A 22,950-nucleotide genomic window follows, 5' to 3' on the forward strand; every position below is an offset into this window, starting at 1 on the left:
AGGCTTGTTTATAAGGATATAAAAATGAAAAATCAATTTCTAATTACGCTTTTCGTTATGTTGACTTGCTTCGTTAAGGCACAGTCTCCTGTCTATCTTTTCTCCTATTTTAGAGGTAATGGTGCTGATGGATTGCATTTAGCTTATAGTTTGGATGGTTTGAAATGGGAATCATTGAATCAGGGAAAACCTTTTTTGACACCAACGGTAGGAAAAGATAAACTGATGCGTGACCCCAGTATTTGCCAGGGCCCTGATGGCACCTTTCACCTGGTGTGGACAACGGGTTGGTGGGACAAAATTATCGGATATTCCTCTTCCAAAGATCTTATGCAATGGAGCGAACAAAAAACAATACCAGTCATGGTAGATGAACCGGATGCAAAAAATGCATGGGCTCCGGAGCTTTTTTACGACAAAGCAACGAAAGAATATTATATCATTTGGGCCACGACGATCTCTGGTAGACATAAAGAAGTACTGACCAGTGAAAGTGAAAAAGGCTTAAACCATCGTATGTATAGCGTTACGACCAAAAATTTTAAAATTTTTTCAAAAGCCAAATTATTTTTTGATCCCGAATTTAGTGTCATCGATGCGGCCATTGTGCAACGAGCCAATAAGGAATATATGATGGTTGTGAAAAATGAAAATTCTAACCCGCCTGAGAAAAATATTCGGATCACGACAACGAAGAGTTTAGCCAAAGGATTTTCGACGACCGTTTCTAAGCCTATTACAGGTGATTACTGGGCAGAAGGTCCCGCTCCGTTGCAAGTTGGGGAATATATGTATGTATATTTCGATAAATACCGTGACCACAAATATGGAGCTGTACGAAGCAGAGACGGTATCAACTGGGAGGATGTTTCTGATCTGGTGAGTTTTCCAAAAGGAGTTCGTCATGGAACAGCTTTTACAATAAATCAAACAGTTTTATCAAATCTATTAAAAGTAAACTGATAGCTTAGTATGGGATTTCTTGCCTTCTATTGTAGTTCCTTTTTTGTGGTAAACAGTGAGGTACAGGTTGCATATCGATGAATAGATACTTAATTTCGTCGCATGAGTTCGAGACTTAATACGGGCATAAATATACAATAGGCTACAAGAGAATCTTCACAACGGTTTTTGCGAAATGCAAAGCCGCTTATTGAGGGTTCTTCTTGACTAAGAATAGATAATTCAGTAAAAATAAAATGAAGAAAATTCTCTTTTCCTTTTTTTTGGCAGGCATTGCGATGAGTGTGCAGGCGAAGGTCACATTGCCGCAGGTTTTTGGGTCAAATATGGTGCTTCAGCAAGGCAAACCAGTGGTTGTTTGGGGTAAGGCAGATCCTCAGGAAAAAGTTGAAGTCAAATTGAAAGGTTTGACGAGAAAAGCAGTGGCTAATCAGAAAGGTGAGTGGAAAGTTAGTTTTGCTGCCCAAAAAGCCAGTTTCGATTCTTTTACTATTGAAGTAAAGGGAGATAATACACTCTTGTTGGAAAATGTCGTTGTTGGTGAAGTCTGGCTATGTTCGGGGCAGTCCAATATGGAGTATACGATGCAATTACGTAAGGGGTACAAGAAGCCTGCTGCTGGAGTTGATCAAGCGGAGGAAGAATTGCGGCAGCCTGAAAATTCAAAAATTCGTTTATTCCTTGTTGCGAAAAAGAAGGGGGAACAGACGGATGTGGAGACCAATGGATGGGAAATTGCTGGTCCGAATTCGCTCGCACAGTTTTCGGCTCCGGGTTATTTCTTTGGAAAGACGTTGCAACAACAGCTGAATGTTCCTGTGGGACTGATTAGTTCATCTTGGGGCGGCAGTAGGATAGAGCCTTGGACACCTTTGGCGGCGTATCAAAACTCAAGTACGTTTAAACAGGAGACGCAAAATGGTGAAACGAAAATTGAAAATGCTGTTGCTGGGGAGATGTACGAGGCGATGATTCGTCCAATAGCACCTTTTGCCATGAAAGGCTTTATTTGGTATCAAGGTGAAAGCAATCTGATGTTTGAGGATGCACGTTACTATGCAAAACAAAAATTGCTGATCGATACTTGGCGTCGCGTCTGGCAGGATAAAAATATGCCATTTTACTATGTTCAGATTGCCCCATATTATTATAGCAAGCGTAAGGATAAAACAAAGCACAATGAGCAAGCATTGCCTTGGTTTTGGGAGATTCAGACAAAATGTATGGATATTAAACATTCGGGAATGGCTGTAGTTACAGATTTAGTCGATGACCTTTCTGATATACACCCCTCCTATAAATGGGAAGTAGGACGTCGTCTGGCATTGTGGCCTCTGGCTTTTGACTATGGCCTGAAAACTACTGTTTTTTCGGGACCACAATATAAAAGCAAAAAGATCGTAGACGATCACATTATTTTGAATTTTAAGCATGTTGGAAGCGGATTACAGTGTAAAGGGGATCAATTGGCCTGGTTTGAGATCGCAGGGCAGGACGGCAAATTTGTACCTGCTGAAGCGAAGATTGATGGCGATCAAGTGATTGTATCTGCAGTATCGGTAAAGTCTCCAAAACGGGTTCGCTTTGGCTGGAATGAAACAGCTCGTCCGAATTTTTTTAATAAAGAAGGATTACCGGCATTGCCTTTTAGAACAGAGTAGTGTATTTTTGTTCTTTTTCTATTAAAGCACTCTACTTTTGAAGTTATCAAGTCGTTACTGAAATTACGAAGTTGTAACTATAGTTGTCATCCAGTAATAGACGGTTGTTATAAAAAAAGGTTTTCAAACGGGGAGAATGAAAACCTTTAAAATAACCAATTAATCCTAAATTTATGATAAAAAATATAATGCTTTTTTATGGGCTTTCCTTTACTGTATGTAACTCGCGTAGTGTCATGTAAAGTACTCACCATTGAAATTGGGAAATAACCAATTTAATACGACAAGTTTAGGTATACTGAATGAATTTGTCATCCTGTGCTGTTCTGCTTGTGTGAATAAATCAAAATGGCCTAAGAATATAATATGTTCGTTTGAAAGTCATTGGCGTTTATATTAAGTTGAAAATTTGTAAATTTGGTCGCTGGTTAGGTGTTTAATCAGTGTGCTACCTATCCTTTTGAAAAGTTAACAATGGATGCTACCACAGAAAATAAGCTAATGATTTCGCTTTCCCATGGAGACGAGCACTCTTTTTTTGCTTTATACGAGCGCTACAGCCATGCCCTATTTTCCAATGTTTTCCGAATGGTTAAAGATAGGCAAGTTAGTGAAGAGATTGTGCAGGATGTATTCCTAAAAGTCTGGCAAAAGAGATCCACCATTGATCCGAATCGAAGCTTTAAATCTTGGATTTTTACAATTGCAAAAAATGATGTTATTTCTTGGTATAGAAAATTAGCTAAAGAAACTGCACTGCAGGAAAATTTATATCAACATTTCGAGCAACTCTACATTATGGACAAAGAGGGCGATATTCAAGAACAACAGGCCGCATTATTAGAAAGAGCGCTCAATACCTTAAGTGAGCGTAGGAAAGAAATCTTTATTTTATGTAAAATAGAACACAAGAGTTACGAAGAGGTCGCTCAGAAATTGAATATTTCCGTATCTACTGTAAGTAATGCCATGGTCAAATCCAATCAACATATTCGCCAATTTGTGCAGGATCATTATGATGAGATTTTAATAATTCTTGTTACTTTCTATTTTTTTTAAAAAAAATACGATAGCAATAGTGTTTTTGCTAATAAGTTGCGTATTAACTTATAGATATGGCAAAAAAAATAGAAAATATTTACAAGAGCTATTTGAATGGGAGTATCAATCGTGTTGATCTCGATACCTTGCTTCTATATTTCGAGAAAGCTAGTGATGATGAATTGAATACGCTTACTTCCTTTGCTAGTGACGATTTTGAGGCAGATCAAGTCGAAGAATCTTTCGCTGCGCATATCCCAGTTATTAGGCAGCGATTGGAAAATAAACTGAATGAGTCGAAAAAGCAGCCTATCCGTTTAAGATATAGAAAGAGCTGGTGGGCGGCAGCGTCCATTCTGTTTGTGGTGGGATTGGCCGCATGGTTTTATGCGAGACAAAGCCCCAAGCATTCTGATGTGATAGCCCCTTCGCAACCTATTTTATATGTCAAAGATAAATCTGGGAAAGAAATAGCCATTTTACCGAAAACAGATTCGATTTGGGCAGTAGGCGATATTGCATTTTCTCGGATCGACAGTCAAACTGTAAAAGTAATCGCGGTAGGTAAAAATCCAAGTTTGCAAACGATATATACTCCTAATTCGGACTTTAGGCTAGTTTTGGAGGATGGTAGTAAGATTACGATGAACGCTGCATCGACCTTACGGTTTCAGCTCCCTTTTACCCCTGCCAAAAGAGAAGTTTCTTTGGAAGGAGAAGGTTACTTTGAAGTCGCACATGACGCGCGAAGACCATTTACAGTAAATGCTGGTACTGCAAAAATCGAAGTATTGGGGACTGTATTTAACGTACGGAATTATGCAAGTGACGGGCAGGTTACCACATCCCTTATGTCCGGACGGATAGCCTTAAGTAAATCGGGGAGCTCTGAAAGAATTGTCCTCCGTCCTGGCGAGACGGCTGTAACCGATCAAAAAGGAATACATATCGAAAATTTGGCTCCTAAACAAGCTGTTGCTTGGACGGTTGGCTACTTTGATTACCGGGATCAGTCACTTCGCGTGATCTTGTCAGATATGTCCAGGTGGTATGGAGTAGATGTCGATACCATCACGCTACCTACTGATCGATCGATCTACATGAAGGTTCGAAAAAATATTCCACTACAGGAAATGTTGAATCTATTGAATGAAGCGAGTGGGCTGAAATTTCAATTAAACAATAAAAAAATCACATTAAAAACTACCGACAAAAAATAACAACTAAATAGTACATTTACCTTAATCTACCATGTCACACCTAACCCAAAAGCGACCGGTATTTCTGCGAAAATACCTGAGTTTGGTCGCTGGAATTGCCTTGATGAGCATGATCGACCCCTATGAATTACATGCACAACAGGTACAATTGAATTTTAAAAATGCCAATGTCAAAGAGGTGATTACGAGCTTATCGGATCACTACGGCTATGAATTTGTTTTTGACGGTAACTTGCTCAAATCGGCTCATCCGATTAGTGTTAATTTGAAACTGTCAAGCGTTGAAGATGCTTTATCCATTTTGTTTAAGGATCAGCCCTTCGGCTATCGTTTAGAGAATAAACGGATCATTCTCTATCGTAAAGTTGTATCGAAAAATAGTCAGCTTGTACAAGGAAAAGTAATAGACAGTTTGGGTAATACCATTCCTGGCGTATCTATTCTTAATCTAGCGGATAATAGTCAAACAACGAGTTCCGGAGATGGTGATTTTGAACTGGATGTTGCTAGCTCAGACATCCAATTGTCTTTTAGGCATGTTTCTTTTAATGAAAAGGTCATGCACTTCAGTCCGGAACAAATTGCTCGGCCCATCCGCGTGATGTTGAGTCCAAAGGAATCCATGCTCAACGAAATTATGATCACAGGCTATCAACGGATCAGCAAAGAACGTAGTCCTGGAGCTTATACGGGGGTCAGCAATGATCAATTGAACAAACAGATTAATGCCGATTTGACTTCCGCGTTAGAAGGTCAGGTGGCTGGATTGACCTATATCAAAAATCCAACCCGCTCCAGTGCAGACAGCCCTGTACTTCGGGGCATTGGCACCTATTCTAGTCAGGTAACCACCAATCCACTCATTGTTGTCGATGATTTGCCCACGGAGTTCACCTTGAATGATATTAATCCCTATGACGTTGAGTCCGTTACCGTTTTGAAGGATGCAACAGCAGCATCCATTTATGGTGCCCGTGCGGCGAATGGGGTGATCGTCGTGACCACCAAAAAAGGGAAAGGGCAAGGTGTTTCCATGAACTTTAATGTGGACCAATTCATCACACAGAAACCGGATATCTCAAAAATGCACTATGCGCGTACATCGGATTTAATCGATTATGAAATTGATGTATATAAGAAGGAGTTATCACGTTATGCGAACAGTGAATCGCTATTTAATTACTACGGAAGACTAGGAAGCGGTAGTCTAAAATATTATTCACCACTGTATGATCTATTTCGAAGAGAATCCATTGGTGCGATTAGTCCTCAAGAACGTGATGCAACGATCAATTCATGGCGGAGCAACGATTATATCAAGGAGTTTACGGAGAATGTCTGGCAGAATGAAATACGCCAACGTTATAATGCGAGTATCTCCCAGAATTCCAGTAAGAGCAATACCTTTGTTTCTTTTAATTATGATAAGGGTAAGGGACAGGTGGTCAATGAAAAGAATGATAAATTCAATCTGTATTTGAAGTCGGGTTTTAATTTAACGAAATGGTTGTCTGCAACAGTGGGATTGAATGGTACCTATACAGTAAATAAAGAAACCGACGGCGTTTACAATAATGTGTTCTTACAACCACGTTATGCGCGAATCAAAGATGAAAATGGCAACTTAGTCTATACCCCGCATGTTGATTTGGCAAGTTCGGTAGGCCCGGGATCTGCCATTAACGGCGAGACCGCAGAACAGATTGCTGCAAACGGAAATTTAAAAAGTACAGCCTTTAATGTGCTTGAGGCACTAGGAGAGGGCATTGAAAGTAACAAAAGTTTAGGCCTTCGTGCTTTTACCTCTCTACGGGCCAATATCTATAAGGGACTCTCTTTTCAAACACAGTTTTCCTATGAATTAGGGCAAGCAGCCCGTGAAAATTTCTACGATGAAGATAGCTACATGATGCGCGTTGCGTCAAACGCGATGGTCAGTTACAATGATGCGACGGGAACTTATACCAAGAATTTACCCGCTGGAGGACGTTACTATCAATTCGAGAGCAAACGCTATAGTTACACTTTTCGGAATCAGTTTAACTACGATAATACCTTTGGACACTATGGTCAGCATCAACTGACAGCCTTGGCCGGATTCGAGATGCGGCAGTCACATGTACCACGCCCAATTGAACAATTGCTTCTAGGGTACAATCCAGTAACATTGACTTCAACCACCATTGATTGGGCAACGTTAAGTAAAACAGGAATAACGAGTTATGTGTATGGAGGAAACAATCGTTTATCCGATTTGAATGGTGGGGCACAAAAAGAGACTTTACATCGATATACTTCGCTGTATGCCAACGCAGGTTATACTTATAATAATAGATTTAACCTGACTGGAAGCATACGGGTGGATCAAGCGGATCTCTTTGGCGTAGATCCTAAGTTTAAATACCGCCCTTTATGGTCTGTAGGCGCAGGCTGGAATGTCAGCAACGAAGACTTTATGAAAAATAAAGACTGGTTGAATTCCCTCAAACTGCGGACAACATATGGTATTACCGGAAATGTGGACCAAGAAAGTTCCAGTTATGGTACGGCCACTTGGAAGTCAGATAAACTTTTCCCTTATCTGCAATATCTGGAGCAAAAATCTTTACCAAACCCTATGCTGCGCTGGGAAAAAACAACAACGACAAACCTAGGATTAGATTTCTCGATTTTGGACAACCGTCTTTCGGCTAGTATCGATGCCTATAATCGATATAGTTCGGATCTATTGATCAATGCTATTCTCGACCCCACCGTAGGCGCCAGTTCTCGTGTGATTAACAATGGTGCGTTACGGAATAAAGGTATTGAATTTAATATCAATGGTGTGTGGGTGAAGAAGAAAGATTTAACAGCGAGCACACAGCTGGTATTTTCCTTCAATAAGAATAAGGTGGAGAAAGTGAACGGCTTAACATCTACAGCACAATCGTATGTCGGTTCACCAAGTAATTACTTTTTTGAAGGAAGTAGCTATAATTCAATTATGGCATATCGCTATGGAGGCATGGTGAATGGCTATCCTTATTTTTTGGATCAAAACGGTGAATCAAATGTTGCTTTTGATGAGAACGGTACTCCGACGAGCATCAAAGAAATTACCTTGCCAGATGCATTGGTGAATATGGGGACATTGTTTCCCAAATATACCGGATCCATCAATCAACGTTTGCGCTATAAGGCTTTTGATCTTTCGGCAATGTTTGTGTTTTCTGGCGGACATAAGTTGCGTAAAGATGCAATCGACTTCGCAAGTGATGAGCTGACAAACGCAGGTTTGGTTAATCGATGGGCGGAAGGTGCGAATAATGATTATCCAAGATTGCTGGTTGATTATCCTGACAAATTACGTACCGATGCGAGCAAGCTATCTACCTTATGGCGGTATAGCGATAAGCAGATTGTTTCGGCAGATTACATCAAGCTGCGAAATGTGGCCCTGGGTTATCAATTACCAAAACAATTAGCGCAGAAAGCTGGGATGCAAAACGTTAAATTAACCTTGCAGGTGAATAATTTATGGACCTGGACTGCGGCTGGTGACGATATTGATCCGGAAGCCTATTCGCTTAATAGTGGAACACGCAATTTGCCGTTGGCAAAATCATTCCTTATGGGGCTTTCATTAACTTTTTAACCTGAATCTACGATGACTTTTAAAACTTTAGGGGTGGTATTTGCGACTTTATTGGTCTTTTCCGCCTGCGATAAATACCTTGACATAATACCAAAAGGCTCACAATTAGTGAGCACTGCACAAGATTATTACGACTTGGTCGCTTATCCCAATAGGGGCTATCCGATTAATAACTTTCAATATTTGGTCGATGACCAATATATGAAAGAATCCAATGTAATCGGTTTGACGCCTAATATGAATACCATTAACTTTTTGTTCCAAGAACAAGAGGATCGGGTAAGCCGTATTACCGCATCGAGCTTTTACAATCAATGTTATAAATATGTTGCACAATGGAATATGATTATTTCTTTGGTTGATGAAAGCACAGGAGATAATCAATTAAAGACCCTAGCCAAGGCTGAGGCCAAGATGTTTCGGGCCTTTGATTATTTCCATTTGATTAATGTCTACGCAAAAGCCTATGACGCGAAGACCGCTTCTCAGGATGGGGGTGTCTGCATTATGGATAAATATGACCTTGAAGCTAAGCCGGCAAAATCAACGGTACAGCAGGTATACGATTTTATCCAAAAGGATATCGAGGATGCTTTGCCCTATTTGCAGGAGAAACCTACGAATCCCTATCATCCGTCACTGGCCTTTGCTTATGCATTGAAGGCGAAGGTGCATCTTTTCAAAAGAGAAATTGTTGAAGCGCAAGCTGCTGCCGAAAAAGCCATGCAGCTTAATGGACAGCTGATTGATTTTGTTCAGTATGAAAAGTTAGGGGGGCCAAGCAAGACGCCTATAATCGCTGAAAATAACCCGGAAGTATTAAGCTATATGTATGTGAATGGCTATACGGAGATGAATTTTGGTTATAGCTATATCTTAAGCCCGGAATTGACAAGTATGTTTGACAAGGAAGACAAACGCTTTAGTCTATTCTATACGACCTCAAATGCCAGTTTTCTGGATATTGGCGCTGGAGCAAGTTACTACAACGTGAAATACACTGCTTTTTTCTTTCCCACAGTAGGACTGAAAACACCGGAGATTTATCTGATGTTGGCCGAATGTTATGCCCGTCAGGATCAATTTGCCAAAGCTATTAATATGTTAAATACTTTGCGCAAAACCCGGATCGAAGGCGATAAAGCAATACTGGCAGTTCCAACGACCCGAAAAGAAGTGATGAATCTAGTAATAAACGAACGCCGTCGGGAATTGCCAATCGGCTTCCATCGTTTTTTTGATTTGAAACGCTTGAATTTAGAACCTGATTATGCCAAAACACTTGTTCGTGTATTCCCCATTATCAATAAAACGGTGGAGCAAAAGACCTATACATTGGCTCCGAATTCACGAATGTATATTATTCCATTTCCATTGGACGCGATGAAGTTAAATCCAAACTTACGGTTGAACACTGATGAAACTGTACCTTTTTAATATATGCTATTACATTACACATGAAAAACAAAATTATCTATAGTACGCTTGCCTTGCTTTTGTCGGGCGGTATGGTTCAAGCCCATCAAAATTTGGCTCTAGCAGACACGATAAAATCAAAAAATGATTTGGATGAAGCCTATGAGAAGATTTTAAAGAAGAAAAAAAATGCCCGTTCTGGCGTATTTAATGTTTTGGAGTCTGAGAAAAAATGGTACCTTGAAATACCGGACAGTCTGTTGAACCGTTATTTCCTGACGGTAACGCGCTTGGTGTCTGCCCCACAGGGATTCGCAATGTATGGCGGAGAAAAACTGAATGAGCAGACACTTTATTTTGAAAAAGGCTTGGGTGATCGTATACAGTTGCGGGCAGCAATTTATAAACAAGATGCCCCGGAAAACGATGCCATACGGACCGCTTTAGTACAGTCTCAAGAAGATCCAATCATCGCTATTTTAGATATAAAAGGACTTAATCCGGCAAAAAACGGCTATCTTATTGATGTGACAGATCTTTTTCGCAAGGACAATGCGGCGATTTCCTTTGACAGCAAGATAAAAAGTGAAAATAAATTATCATCACTGGCAGACGACAGATCTTTTATTACTGATATGAAAGTCTTTCCGATCAATTTGGAAGTAAAAACAACAAAAACCTATTCGTCGACATCTGGCACACCAGCGGCAAGTTTGACCGGGTCAATGACTTTTACAACCAATACCTCCATGGTACTGCTTCCAAAGGTGCCGATGAAAAAGCGGATTTTCGACGAACGTGTAGGGTATTTTGCGAACAAGTATATCCTATTCACAGATAAAGATCAACGTTCTAAAGCATTAAATTTTATACAGCGCTATCGCCTTGAACCCAAAACGAAAGACGTATCACGTTATTTAAAAGGAGAGCTGGTTGAGCCCCAAAAGCAGATTGTGTATTATATTGATCCGGCAACACCTAAAAAATGGCGTCCCTATTTGATTGCGGGTATCAATGACTGGAACAAGGCATTTGAACAGGCGGGATTCAAAAATGCGATCGTAGGCAAAGAATGGCCTGAGCAGGATACGACCATGAGCCTGGAAGATGCACGTTTTTCCGTCATTCGTTATTTCGCTTCTGAAAAAGCAAATGCCTATGGGCCACGAATATCAGATCCTAGGAGCGGTGAGATTATTGAAGCACATGTCGGTTGGTACCATAATGTCATGAAGCTCGTCCAACAGTGGTTTATGGTACAAGTGGGGCCATTAAACAAAGCTGCTCAAAAAATGCAACTGGATGACGAGGTGATGGGTCAGTTAATTCGCTTTGTCTCGTCGCACGAAGTGGGACATAGTTTAGGGCTGCGTCACAACATGGGGGCAAGCAGCCAAACACCGGTCGAGAAATTGCGCGACAAGAAATGGGTGGAAAAAAATGGCCATACGGTATCAATTATGGATTATGCACGTTTCAATTATGTCGCTCAGCCTGAAGATGGCGTGGGGTTGTCTGGTATATATCCGCGTGTAGGCATGTACGATAAATGGGCTATTCAATGGGGGTATCAATATCTTCCACAATTTTCAAATGGCGAAGACGAAGAATTTTACCTCAAAAAACAGGTAACTGATAGCCTGACAGCTAATCCGAAGTTATGGTTTGGTGGTGAAGGAAACAATGAGGATCCGCGTAGTCAGAAAGAAGATCTGGGCGATGATTCAATATTGGCAAGTACCTATGGTATCAAAAATCTGAAAAGAGTGGTGGCCCATTTGTTGGAATGGACGAATGAGCCTGGAGATGATTATAGTAATCTAAAAGATATGCATAAAGCCGTAAGAGGACAATTTAATCGTTATCTCTACCATGTATTGAAAAATATCGGAAGCCAGGAGATTACCAGTAAGGTACGTGGTCAAAAAGGAGCCGTATATGCTGCTATTCCTAGAGAAAAGGTAAAAGCTGCAGTTCAATATGTGAACGACAACGTATTTGCGCCACCACTGTGGTTGTACCCGCAGGATATCCAGGATCTGATTGGAAAAGATGCCAACAAGGAGATTACGGATCAACATGAGCAAATGCTGAATATGTTGATGAGTCCAGGGATGCTCTATAATGTCTATATGAAGTCCTTGACCAATGAAAACCCTTATAGACTTGATGAATATTTGAATGATATTAGTAAGGGTGTATGGACCTTACCCGGGGGGGATTTACGTATAGATGCATTCAAGCGTGGACAACAACGTTACTTTTTGGAAAAAGTAAATCAAATTGTCAATCCTAAAATTGCGCAAGGGTCGGATATCATTTCACAGGCACAGCGCAGCGATGTACAGCTTTACGTCCGAACTTATCTACCCGTTTTAGTGCAACAAATAACACAACTTTCGGCAAAACAGACAAGTAGTTTAAATAAACAACATTTAGATTTTATGTTGCTGGAAATTAAACGTATCCAAAATCAAATAAACAAAGACTAAAATGAAAAACAGCTTAAAAGAAATTTATATAACATGTTTGATCGCTTTCATGATGATTTCCTGTCAGTCAAGCCATGGACAGGATGCGGCACAAGAACAACGGGACAGATTATTTAAGGCCTACATGGAGGTGAAACAGGATATCACGGATGAGAACTTTGCCGGCAGTAAAGAGCATGTCGTTCAGTTAGAAAAAGAAGTACAGAACTTTCGGTTAAAAGGTTTGCAGCTCGATGATATGATGCGCCTGAAGAAGGTCAGTCAGACCATGAAGATCGATGCTGCCGGATTAAAATCTGCACAGGATATGAAGGCGATGAAGGCTTCTTTTTCTGCAGTGACACAATCTTTATTTACGATTATGGAAACGATGAAATGTACAGATGAAGCCGTTTACTTACAATATTGCCCGATGGAAAAAGGCTATTGGTTAAGTTATGACAAGGAGATTGAAAATCCTTATGCAGCTTCCATGCGCGAATGTGGACAATTGGTCAAAGGGATGGCTACAGGAGATTATCCTGAACCCGTAGCCTGCCATTAAGGGGCGCCATACAAGAAAATTACTACAATTCAGGTAAGTTCAGGACACTTTAGTGTCCTGAACTTTTTATTTTAGGGGTTTGCAAACTCAATAAATAAACCTATGTTTAAAATTCGAATTGTCTTGCTTGCATTGCTATGCGCTACGTCTGTTCTGATGGCCTCAGCACAGACGCTGAAAGAGATACATTATCTTTCGGGAACAGACAATATTCATACCGTCAACTGGGACTTTTGGGTAACCGGTGGCCGTAAAGCAGGAAAATGGGATAAAATCGCTGTTCCTAGTCATTGGGAACAACAAGGGTTTGGAGCCTACAACTATGGACGGGATTATGTGACCTATGGAAAGAATTTTATATTTCACGATGAGAAAGGTTTGTACAGGCATCAGTTTACTGTTCCAAAGCATTGGAAAGGTAAAAAAATAAACCTGGTTTTTGAAGGTTCGATGACAGACACCGAAGTCAAGATCAACGGCCAGCTGGCTGGAGATATCCATCAGGGAGCTTTCTACCAGTTTAAGTACGATGTTACCGACAAAGTGACCTTTGACAAGGCCAATATATTAGAAGCAACTGTATCGAAAATGTCTTCCGATAAATCCGTGAACAATGCCGAACGTCTAGCCGATTATTGGATTCTTGGAGGAATTTATAGACCCGTTTATCTCGAGGCGACAGCACAGGAGCATATCAGCTGGACAGCTATTGATGCAAAAGCAGATGGAACGTTCCGAAGTAATGTCAATTTGGAAAACCTGTCTAAGACCAATAACCTATTGGTAGAGATCAAAGATTTGAAAGGTAATGTGATTTCGACTCAGAAATTTCCGGTTGCTTCGAAAGATTCAGTGAAATTGGTGGAGATGAAAGTAGAAAAACCGTTGCTATGGACAGCGGAAACGCCAAACTTATATCAAGTCACGTATACCCTGATGAATGGCAAGAATAAAGGATCTCAATACCAGGATCGTTTTGGTTTCAGGACAATTGAAGTTCGCCAAGGGGATGGTATCTATGTCAATGGCGTAAAAGTGAAGATGAAAGGTGTCAACCGTCATGTATGGTGGCCCGAAACTGGACGTTCGGTGAACGCCCAATTGGATCTGAACGATGTGAAATTGATCAAAGAAATGAATATGAATGCCGTTCGTTGTTCGCATTATCCGCCTGACCAATCATTTTTAGCCTATTGCGATTCATTGGGCTTATATGTTTTGGATGAATTGGCCGGTTGGCAAAAGGCTTACAATACCACTGTGGGTAAAAAGCTGGTGCGAGAAATGGTGATTCGAGATGCCAACCATCCATCCATTATACTATGGAGCAATGGCAATGAAGGTGGACACAATAAAGAACTCGTAGACGAGTATAAGAAATATGATCTTTCGGCAAGAACAGTAATTCATGCGCATCATAGACCGGGAAATGCAATCAATGGCATTGACTGCAACCATTATGAAGATTTTTATTCGACCAAAAAAATTCTGGAAGGGCCAAACATTTATATGCCGACCGAATTTCTCCATGCGCAGGATGACGGTGGTGCTGCCGCAGGATTAGCAGATATATGGGAGTTACATTGGAATGCCAAATTAGGCGCAGGCGGATTTATCTGGGACTTTGCGGATGAGGGTATCGTACGTACTGATTTCAACAATGTAATTGATGTCAACCGGGTAAATGCTCCCGATGGTATCCTTGGACCCCATCGCGAAAAAGAAGGAAGTTTCTATGCCATTCGTGAGATCTATGCACCGGTGCATATTACAATGAAAAAATTACCTACAGACTTCAATGGCACCATTCCCGTGGAAAATCGTTTTCATTTTACCGATCTAAAAGCGTGTCAATTTGAGGGTAAACTGATTACTTATCAACAGCCCTATGCGGATGGATCGGGCATGGATTCGGTGCTAAACCTAAAAGTAAATAGTCCTGTAGTGGCCCCGACGCAAAAAGGAAATTTGCAGGTGAATTTGCCTGATGACTGGAAAAGATATGATGCGCTGCTATTGACTGCGACTGATCCACACGGTGAGGAAATTTATACCTGGACATGGCGTGTGAAATCCAACCAGACATTGACTGCTGAAATCCTACCATTGAAATCTTCTACGGATGTTGAAGCGAAAGAAGACAGTGTGCATTATGTGCTTAAGGCAAATGGAATCACAGCTTTTATTTCTAAAAAAACAGGGTTGTTGGTTGATCTGGCCAATGATTACAGCATGAAATTGGCTTTCAACAATGGGCCAGTGCTTATTGATGGCCAGTCGGAGCTAAAAAATGTTAAACGTTGGCAAGATGGGAAAAATGAAGTTGCTGAGTTTATTTTTGATGGCCAATTAAATTTTATCCGTTGGACAATGCGTCCAGACGGTTGGCTAAAACTTGATTATGCTTACAATATGAAAAAGGCGGTACCTTATGCTGGAGTAAGCTTCAACTTTCCTGAAAACTATATTATCGGTGCCAAATGGCTAGGTAATGGCCCCTATCGTGTATGGAAGAATAGGATGCAGGGTGTCACCTTAAATACTTGGGAAAAAATGTACAATGATGGAAAAGCCGGTATTGGACCATGGACATTTCCTGAATTTAAAGGCTACTTCTCAGATGTTAGCTGGGTACAATTCAATACCGTGCAAGGAAAGTTTTTGGTCGCAACAGAACAGGAAGATCTATTTGTGCGCTTGTTCGAATTTTATGGGATTTCGGGCCCCAAAGGATATCCGCAATTGCCAACGGGCGATATTTCCTTTTTGGACGCTATTCCGCCGATAGGGACAAAATTGGCATTGGGTATTAATGGTAACGCAGCGGTGAACGGGCCAGCAGGAGAACAAAACCAGCTAGATAAAAATATAAACCGGACACTCTATTTTTACTTTGGTACACCGAAGGGTGAAAAAGAAAATACACAGTTTGTGATGCCTAAAGTAAATGTATTGACAGATTAAGAGGGGAACCGTTATACATAAATCGGTTAAACTAAAAGAGGGCTTTTCAATTCAATTGAAAAGCCCTCTTTTAGTTTAAAATCATGTTTTTTTGATTCTTTCAAAAGATTTTGAGTCAAGTTACCCCGATGAGAAAGGTTTATTCCCAATTAAACTATGTATTATTCTTTGATGGTAAAGTTGTTGACATATTGATTTTGGATTGCCGTTGAGCTTACTTTCTTGAGATGTACGTCCTTCAGTTGGACCGTTTGAATGGGGAGTTCCGGATTACCGTTGATCTTTGAAATAAATTGACCTACTTCTGCTTCTATGTGAGCAAGATAGACATTCGTTATCGGCGTTAGTTTTTTTATTTTGGTTGGTACTAAGCTTCGCCATTGATAGAGTACATCGGTATTAATTCCGAGTATACCCTCTTTTACATTTTGGGCTTTGATATTTGAGAAATAAATGTTTTTTACATAACCGCCCATACGTTCATTGGTTTTGATGAACAGCAGATGCATGAGTTTTTCATTGGGCAGTACCGTACAATTGTTTACATAGATGTTTTCGATCCCGCCCGAGAGCTCACTCCCAATAGCAAGGAGTTGGTGTCCGTCACGGATCTCACAATTGCGGATGACAATATTTTTTGTTGGTGTTTTCGACCGCCAACCTTCAGGATTCCGACCGGACTTCAGCGCGATAGCATCGTCTCCTTGGTCAAATACGCAATTTTCAATCAATACATTCTGACTCATTTCTGGATCAATACCATCATTATTGTGACCATGTGCGTAGATGTCGATGCCACGGATAAGCGCGTCTTTCGTTAAGTAGAGATGCAATGTCCAGAAAGGACTGTTTCGGATCTTAATATCTTCGACTCTAACATGTTGGCAACGGTTAAATTGAATAAACTGAGGTCTAAGGTTGGAGGTGTCGTTGACCATGACGCGCTGTTCGACAGGTACCCCATCTTGTGCCCAGTTATAGAGATTTTTGATGCTCTCCATATGCGGTTTCGGTCTTGGAAACCATTTCTGCCAGACGGTTAGATTTGCTTTTATGGTTCCCTTACCAGTAAGGGCAACATTTGTCGCTTCATAGGCATAGATCAAAGGCGAGTAGTTATAGCATTCTAGTCCTTCCCAACTACTGTGAACAGCAGGCAAATAATCTTTTGGATCGCCTGAAAATAATAAGGTTGCTCCTGTACTGACATGTAAGTTGACGTTACTTTTTAAGTGTATTGCCTTGGTTGTCCACAGACCAGGAGGAATGATGATATTGCCACCAGCCGTTGTTGCTATAGCTATTGCCTTGGCAATTGCGATCGAGGTACTTTCCTTATCTCCCTGGCGTGCTCCAAAATCACGGATATCGTAGTTTTTACAGTGCTCGAAATTGGGGACATTGAATACAGGAATTTCGAAAGGAGCTTCGATCTTGATCTCTTCCTGTATAATATTTCCTATTTGCGCATAGCTTAAGCTCACGAAAGCTATTGATAATAAAATGATTGTGAAAATTGATTTATATTTCATATGTTAATAATTATTTCATGAGCTCCCAAGCTCGGTTTGTCTTTGAAAGTCCATATGGAATATCCAGTTTATTTTCATTGGTGTTTGTGTTTTGCAATCGTGGATATTTCATAATTGATCAGTAATATGTGCCTAAGGAAATCCTAAGGCTAACTGGTTAAAACAATAATTGCTAAAAATAACGAACAATCCAGGTGGAACCTAATTTCACCAAGCAGGACAGTACAAGGTGGTTTGGATATGCTTTCTTAAGGATAAGTCATGGCCAAATCCATACCAATTCTGACTGCAAGCGGATTGTTAAAACAATGTCTGCATAGTGAATGCACTACTAAAAGGTGGATTCACAGTAGTTACAGTCAGGAGTTGGTCATAAGCTGGTAGGGAGTTAGTCTTGGGGACTCTATAACAAATATATTACGAAAAGCTTGAATCTTTGCTAATAGACTCGCTGTCAAGAAAAATGAATGCTTGCTTACTATGTTATCAGGTTTGTTCAGGATACTACAGGACAGCTCTTCTTAAAAATGTTGATACTTTTAGATTAGCTACTCATTAAGCATATTTTAATGCGCTAATCAATTTTTAAAAGCCTTTCAATATATGAATTTTAATTGTTAGGCTTGGGAAAACATCGTTATAAACTAAATATTATGAAAAAATTCTTTCGATTTTTACATGTGCTTACCTCACTTGCCATTTTGTCCAATGTACAGGCGCAAGGGAAATTCCCCGATGGATCAGCAATTTCGACATGGTTTGAAACGGTAAGATCGACCAACATAGAAACGCTCGGTAAGAAATTCAGGATCACGGATTTTGGTGTGGTAGCAGATAGTACTATTGTGCAAACAGCCAAGATTCAGCAAGCAATTGATAAAGCATACGCGCATGGTGGTGGTGTAGTTGTAGTGCCTAAGGGTATCTACCTGAGTGGATCATTATTTTTCAAGCCAAAGACACACTTACACTTAGAAGAGGGAGCTGTGTTGAAAGGGAGTGATGATATCGCAGATTTTGCGCTAGCGGAGACTCGCATGGAAGGACAAACTGTAAAATACTTTGTGGCGCTCGTTAATGCAGATCATGTAGATGGATTCACGATTTCAGGTAAAGGTACACTTAACGGGAACGGATTGCGGTATTGGAAATCTTTTTGGCTAAGACGGCAGTTTAACCCGAAATGTACAAATATGGACGAAATGCGTCCGCGTGTACTCTATGTGTCAAATAGTAAAGATGTACAGATTTCAGGTATTCGCTTGATTAATTCACCTTTCTGGACCTCACATTATTATAAATGTGAAAATCTCAAATTGATAGGTTTACATATTTCAGCGCCCAAAGAACCTGTTAAAGCACCTAGCTCTGATGCAATTGATTTGGATGTTTGTCGTAATGTATTGATTAAGGATTGTTACTTATCCGTCAACGATGATGCGATTGCATTAAAAGGTGGTAAAGGACCGAAGTCCGATAAGGATCCTAACAACGGCCCCAATTCAAATATTATTATTGAAAATTGTTTTTTTGGATTTTGTCATAGTGCACTTACCTGTGGAAGTGAATCCATCCATAGCTATAATGTGATTTTTAGAAACAATACCTTAGATAAAGCGCGCAAATTATTGCAATTGAAGATGCGCCCGGATACCCCGCAGGAATACGAAAATATCTTGATTGAAAATATCAAGGGCAATGTCAATAGTATGTTGTTTATCAAGCCTTGGACTCAATTTTTTGATTTGAAAGGCGAGAAAGACATCAAAATGTCCTATGCAAGAAATATTATTCTGCGCAACATTGACTTAGATTGTGACATTGTATTTGATGTGCTCAATTCGGAGCAATATGTACTGTCGGATTTTACATTTCAAAATATGCATGTCCGTGCTAGCAAAGACCCTGTTATTCACAAAGAATACATTAAAAATCTTATCCTAAACAATGTAACGGTTAATAATAAAAAGCAATAATATGTACCAGCATATTGCTGTGATTTACACCTTTGAATGATGAAGACAAAATTTATTCTTTTGACAGGAGCACTGATCGGTTCTCTTGCTGTTTCAGGCCAGCGCAAAATGGAGTTTTTGGATCGAGGGATGGTCGGGGTAAAAACTACGGACAGCGCTGTTTTTTTGAGCTGGCGTTTACTAGGTACCGACGATTTTGATACAGCATTTTCCATTTATCGAAAGGAAGGAAATGGTAAACAGGTCAAACTGAACGCTGTTCCTTTAACAAAAGGAACTAATTTCGTGGATGATCATGTTGATCTAAATCAAGATGTGACCTACACACTGGATATTGTGGATGGAGGAAAAGAGAAGGAAGTTGCTAAACTTACTTTATCCAAAGATCAAAAAGTACAGCAATACTTGAATATTCCATTACGCACCCCTAAAGGCTACATACCAGGGGATGTTTCTGTAGGCGATTTGGATGGAGACGGGACTTATGAACTTATTGTTCATCAAACCGGTGTTGGACATGACAATGCACATAATGGTATTACTTCAGAACCTATTTTTCAGGCATATAAACTAGATGGTACCTTTCTATGGGAAATTAATTTGGGTAAAAATATCCGTGAAGGAGCACATTATACCCAATTTATGGTGTACGACCTCGATAGCGATGGCCGTGCCGAGCTGGTCTGTAAAACTGCTGATGGCACTAAAGATGCACTGGGCAATGTCATTGGTGACGCAAAGGCCGATTGGCGGGATACCATATCCAATTCAAGGACGCTTGGTCGCATATTAAAAGGGCCTGAATATTTAACTGTATTTGATGGGCTGACGGGCAAAGCCCTGAGTACTGTTGACTATCTGCCCGAGCGTGGGGATCTACGTTCATGGGGAGATACCAATGCCAATCGCAGTGATCGATTCCTGGCTTGCGTAGCGTATCTGGATGGTGTACATCCGAGTGTGGTGATGACGCGAGGTTATTACGAACGTACGGCCTTAGCGGCATGGGACTTCAAAAATAAGAAATTAGTGAGTCGTTGGGTATTTGACAGTAAAGTGCGTCAAGATCCTTATTCTGGTCAGGGGTATCACAGTCTCTCAGTTGCTGATGTAGATCAAGATGGTAAAGATGAGATTGTGTTTGGCTCGATGGTGATTGATGATAATGGCAAAGGTTTATACAGTACCGGACTGGGACATGGCGATGCCTTACATGTCAGCGATCTCGACCCTGAGCGACCAGGTCTGGAAATTTTTGGAATTCACGAACTGAAAGGCGGACGAAAAGGAACTGGTGTGGCTTTGTTAGATGCCAAAACAGGAGCTATATTATTTAAAAATGCCATCGATCAAGATGTGCCCCGGGGTGTTGCTGCAAATATTGATCCCGATCATAAAGGTGCGTATTTATGGTGGCTTGGATCTAAAGCCATGTATGATACTAAGGGAAATAATGTAGGACCAGCTCCCAGATCAACTAACTTTTTGATCTGGTGGGATGCTGATTTAAGCCGGGAGCTTTTAAATAGCAACTATATTGAAAAATATCAAAATGGGAAAACGGAACGTATTTTTACGGCAACGGGAAGTACATCGATCAATGGAACTAAAAGTACCCCCAATTTGAGCGCCGATATTTTTGGTGATTGGCGTGAAGAATTGGTCTTACGTTCAGAAGATAACCAGAATCTCCGTGTATATACAACAACGATCCCAACAGAACAACGCGTATATACCCTCATGCATGATCCACAGTATCGTCTGAGTATAGCATGGCAGAATGTGGCTTATAATCAACCGCCACATACGGGATATTATCTTGGCGTAGGTATGGGGTGCCCGGTTAAACCGAATATTCATTTGGTCAAGTCTGCTGACAAAAAATAGAGCGGTTGAAAGCGTCCGATTTGGATTTTTTGATTAAAAGAAATAGATAAGTTAATACATGAAGCATCAAATTAAATGGATAGGGATGGCATTGGTGGCGGTTGTTTTAATATCCTTTGCAAAGCAGCAAAATAGACCTACGATTTATCTTATCGGTGATTCGACGGTGAAGAATAGCAATAAAGAGTATTGGGGCTGGGGTACTTTGCTTCCTGAGCTATTGGATACTACTCGTGTGCGCGTAGAAAATCATGCGATGGCTGGGCGTAGCACGCGTACATTTGTCAAAGAGGGAAGGTGGGCTAGAGTTGACTCTTTGTTCAGACCCGGGGATTTTTTACTGATTCAGTTTGGCCACAACGAAGGGAGCAAGCCTGATACGAGCACACAGGGATATCGCGGTGTACTGCGGGGGATTGGTCAGGACTCTATTGTATTGGATTGGGGAAATGGGAAGAAGGAGGCCGTACGTACATATGGTGAAAACCTACGTCGTTTTGTGATTGAAGCAAAGAAAAAAGGTGTAACACCGATCTTGTTATCCATGATTCCGCGCAACCAATGGGATAATAAAGGTAAAGTAAAGCGAGCAGATAAGGATTTTGGATTGTGGGCTAAGCAGATCGCAGAGGAACAGGGCGTCGCTTTTTTGGATCTGAATAGTATTTCCGCAGACAAATATGACCAACTTGGTCCGGAAACGGTAAAATCCAGCTTTTTTCCAGGTGACCATACCCATACGAATAAAGATGGCGCGCGCGAAAATGCTTTATCCGTTATCGAAGGGTTTCGTAGGATTAAAAGCCAATTAGTACAATACATTAAATAGTAACAGAGATGAAATTGAAATTATTGCCATGGGCTGCGGTCCTTTTCGCTGTAATCGGCATGTCTTTTTTGGAAAGACAGCATAAACCGACTTTGTTTATTATTGGTGATTCCACGGTAAAAAATGGACAGGGAAACGGTTCAAACGGACAGTGGGGATGGGGAAGTTTTATTGGCCAGTATTTTAAATCGGATAAAATCAACGTCAAGAACCGTGCATTGGGTGGAACGAGTACCCGGACATTTTATAACAACCCCAAACTTTGGCAGAAAGTACTGGATAGCATACAGCCGGGTGATTTTGTCCTCATGCAATTTGGACATAATGATTCAAGTCCCATTGTGGATACGTTACGGGCAAGGGGGACGATAAAGGGGAATGGTGACGATTACCAAGAAGTGTATAATCCGTTATTGAAGCAAAATGAAGTCGTGTATAGTTATGGTTTCTATTTACGACGCTTTGTGAAAAATATTCAAGATAAGGGAGCGATAGCAATTATCTGTTCGCCCATTCCGCGCAACGCATGGGCGGGAACGCAGATCCGTAGATCGGATTATGCCCTATGGGCGAAAGAAGCTGCACAACAGAGTGGTGCATTTTTTATCCCGTTACAGGATCAAGTGATTGCCCAGTATGAAACAATGGGGAAAAAGAAAGTAGAAACGGAATTTTTTGATCCAAAGGATGCGACTCACACGATTAAAGCGGGCGCCTTGCTGAATGCCAAATTAGTCGCTGAACAATTGAAAGCACAGCCCAAAGTCGGGCTAAAGAAATTTATGTAG

General features: G+C 40.7%; 14 protein-coding genes. 13 read left to right on the forward strand and 1 reads right to left on the reverse strand.

All coding sequences use genetic code 11. The features are described 5' to 3' along the window. Nucleotides 1-24: 24 nt before the first annotated feature. The 9 genes from HPC41_RS22245 (at nucleotide 25) to HPC41_RS22285 (ending at nucleotide 15,938) form a co-directional block, all read left to right on the forward strand. A complete protein-coding gene (locus HPC41_RS22245) occupies nucleotides 25-963 on the forward strand; it encodes a glycoside hydrolase family 43 protein (RefSeq protein ID WP_172396274.1) in 939 nt (312 codons plus the stop codon). 236 nt (nucleotides 964-1,199) lie between these two features. Continuing rightward, complete coding sequence (locus HPC41_RS22250; RefSeq protein WP_172396275.1) at nucleotides 1,200-2,624, forward strand: sialate O-acetylesterase; 1,425 nt, start codon at nucleotides 1,200-1,202, stop codon at nucleotides 2,622-2,624. A 474-nt stretch (nucleotides 2,625-3,098) separates the two neighbouring features. Then, nucleotides 3,099-3,683 carry an RNA polymerase sigma factor gene (locus HPC41_RS22255; RefSeq protein ID WP_172396276.1) on the forward strand — a complete coding sequence of 195 codons (585 nt, stop codon included), beginning with the start codon at nucleotides 3,099-3,101 and terminating at the stop codon, nucleotides 3,681-3,683. A gap of 56 nt (nucleotides 3,684-3,739) precedes the next feature. After that, on the forward strand, nucleotides 3,740-4,885 hold the full coding sequence (locus tag HPC41_RS22260; RefSeq protein WP_172396277.1) for a FecR family protein: 1,146 nt from the start codon (nucleotides 3,740-3,742) through the stop codon (nucleotides 4,883-4,885). Nucleotides 4,886-4,916: 31 nt separating this feature from the next. After that, the gene (locus HPC41_RS22265; RefSeq protein WP_246250956.1) at nucleotides 4,917-8,522 is read left to right on the forward strand and encodes a SusC/RagA family TonB-linked outer membrane protein; all 3,606 of its coding nucleotides are present in this window, start codon (nucleotides 4,917-4,919) and stop codon (nucleotides 8,520-8,522) included. A gap of 12 nt (nucleotides 8,523-8,534) precedes the next feature. Further along, entirely contained in the window at nucleotides 8,535-9,959 is a 1,425-nt protein-coding gene (locus tag HPC41_RS22270; RefSeq protein WP_172396278.1) for a RagB/SusD family nutrient uptake outer membrane protein, read from the forward strand. A 20-nt stretch (nucleotides 9,960-9,979) separates the two neighbouring features. Beyond that, entirely contained in the window at nucleotides 9,980-12,430 is a 2,451-nt protein-coding gene (locus HPC41_RS22275; RefSeq protein WP_216660855.1) for a zinc-dependent metalloprotease, read from the forward strand. A gap of 1 nt (nucleotide 12,431) precedes the next feature. After that, nucleotides 12,432-12,974: a DUF3347 domain-containing protein gene (locus tag HPC41_RS22280; protein WP_172396279.1), complete on the forward strand. Its 543-nt coding sequence runs from the start codon at nucleotides 12,432-12,434 to the stop codon at nucleotides 12,972-12,974. Between the two features lie 102 nt (nucleotides 12,975-13,076). After that, the gene (locus HPC41_RS22285; RefSeq protein ID WP_172396280.1) at nucleotides 13,077-15,938 is read left to right on the forward strand and encodes a glycoside hydrolase family 2 protein; all 2,862 of its coding nucleotides are present in this window, start codon (nucleotides 13,077-13,079) and stop codon (nucleotides 15,936-15,938) included. Nucleotides 15,939-16,099: 161 nt separating this feature from the next. Here HPC41_RS22285 and HPC41_RS22290 read toward each other — a convergent pair whose 3' ends face one another. Next, the gene (locus HPC41_RS22290; protein WP_172396281.1) at nucleotides 16,100-17,470 is read right to left on the reverse strand and encodes a glycoside hydrolase family 28 protein; all 1,371 of its coding nucleotides are present in this window, start codon (nucleotides 17,468-17,470) and stop codon (nucleotides 16,100-16,102) included. A gap of 653 nt (nucleotides 17,471-18,123) precedes the next feature. Here HPC41_RS22290 and HPC41_RS22295 point away from each other — a divergent pair. The 4 genes from HPC41_RS22295 to HPC41_RS22310 are packed head-to-tail and all read left to right on the forward strand — an operon-like array spanning nucleotide 18,124 to nucleotide 22,950. Beyond that, nucleotides 18,124-19,446 carry a rhamnogalacturonidase gene (locus tag HPC41_RS22295; RefSeq protein ID WP_172396282.1) on the forward strand — a complete coding sequence of 441 codons (1,323 nt, stop codon included), beginning with the start codon at nucleotides 18,124-18,126 and terminating at the stop codon, nucleotides 19,444-19,446. Nucleotides 19,447-19,482: 36 nt separating this feature from the next. Continuing rightward, the gene (locus HPC41_RS22300; protein ID WP_246250959.1) at nucleotides 19,483-21,333 is read left to right on the forward strand and encodes a rhamnogalacturonan lyase; all 1,851 of its coding nucleotides are present in this window, start codon (nucleotides 19,483-19,485) and stop codon (nucleotides 21,331-21,333) included. 58 nt (nucleotides 21,334-21,391) lie between these two features. Continuing rightward, nucleotides 21,392-22,162, forward strand: a complete 771-nt coding sequence (locus tag HPC41_RS22305) for a rhamnogalacturonan acetylesterase (protein WP_172396283.1) — start codon at nucleotides 21,392-21,394, stop codon at nucleotides 22,160-22,162. Between the two features lie 8 nt (nucleotides 22,163-22,170). After that, nucleotides 22,171-22,950: a rhamnogalacturonan acetylesterase gene (locus HPC41_RS22310; RefSeq protein WP_172396284.1), complete on the forward strand. Its 780-nt coding sequence runs from the start codon at nucleotides 22,171-22,173 to the stop codon at nucleotides 22,948-22,950.

The sequence above is a fragment of the Sphingobacterium prati genome, from assembly GCF_013167215.1.
Taxonomy (GTDB): domain Bacteria; phylum Bacteroidota; class Bacteroidia; order Sphingobacteriales; family Sphingobacteriaceae; genus Sphingobacterium; species Sphingobacterium prati.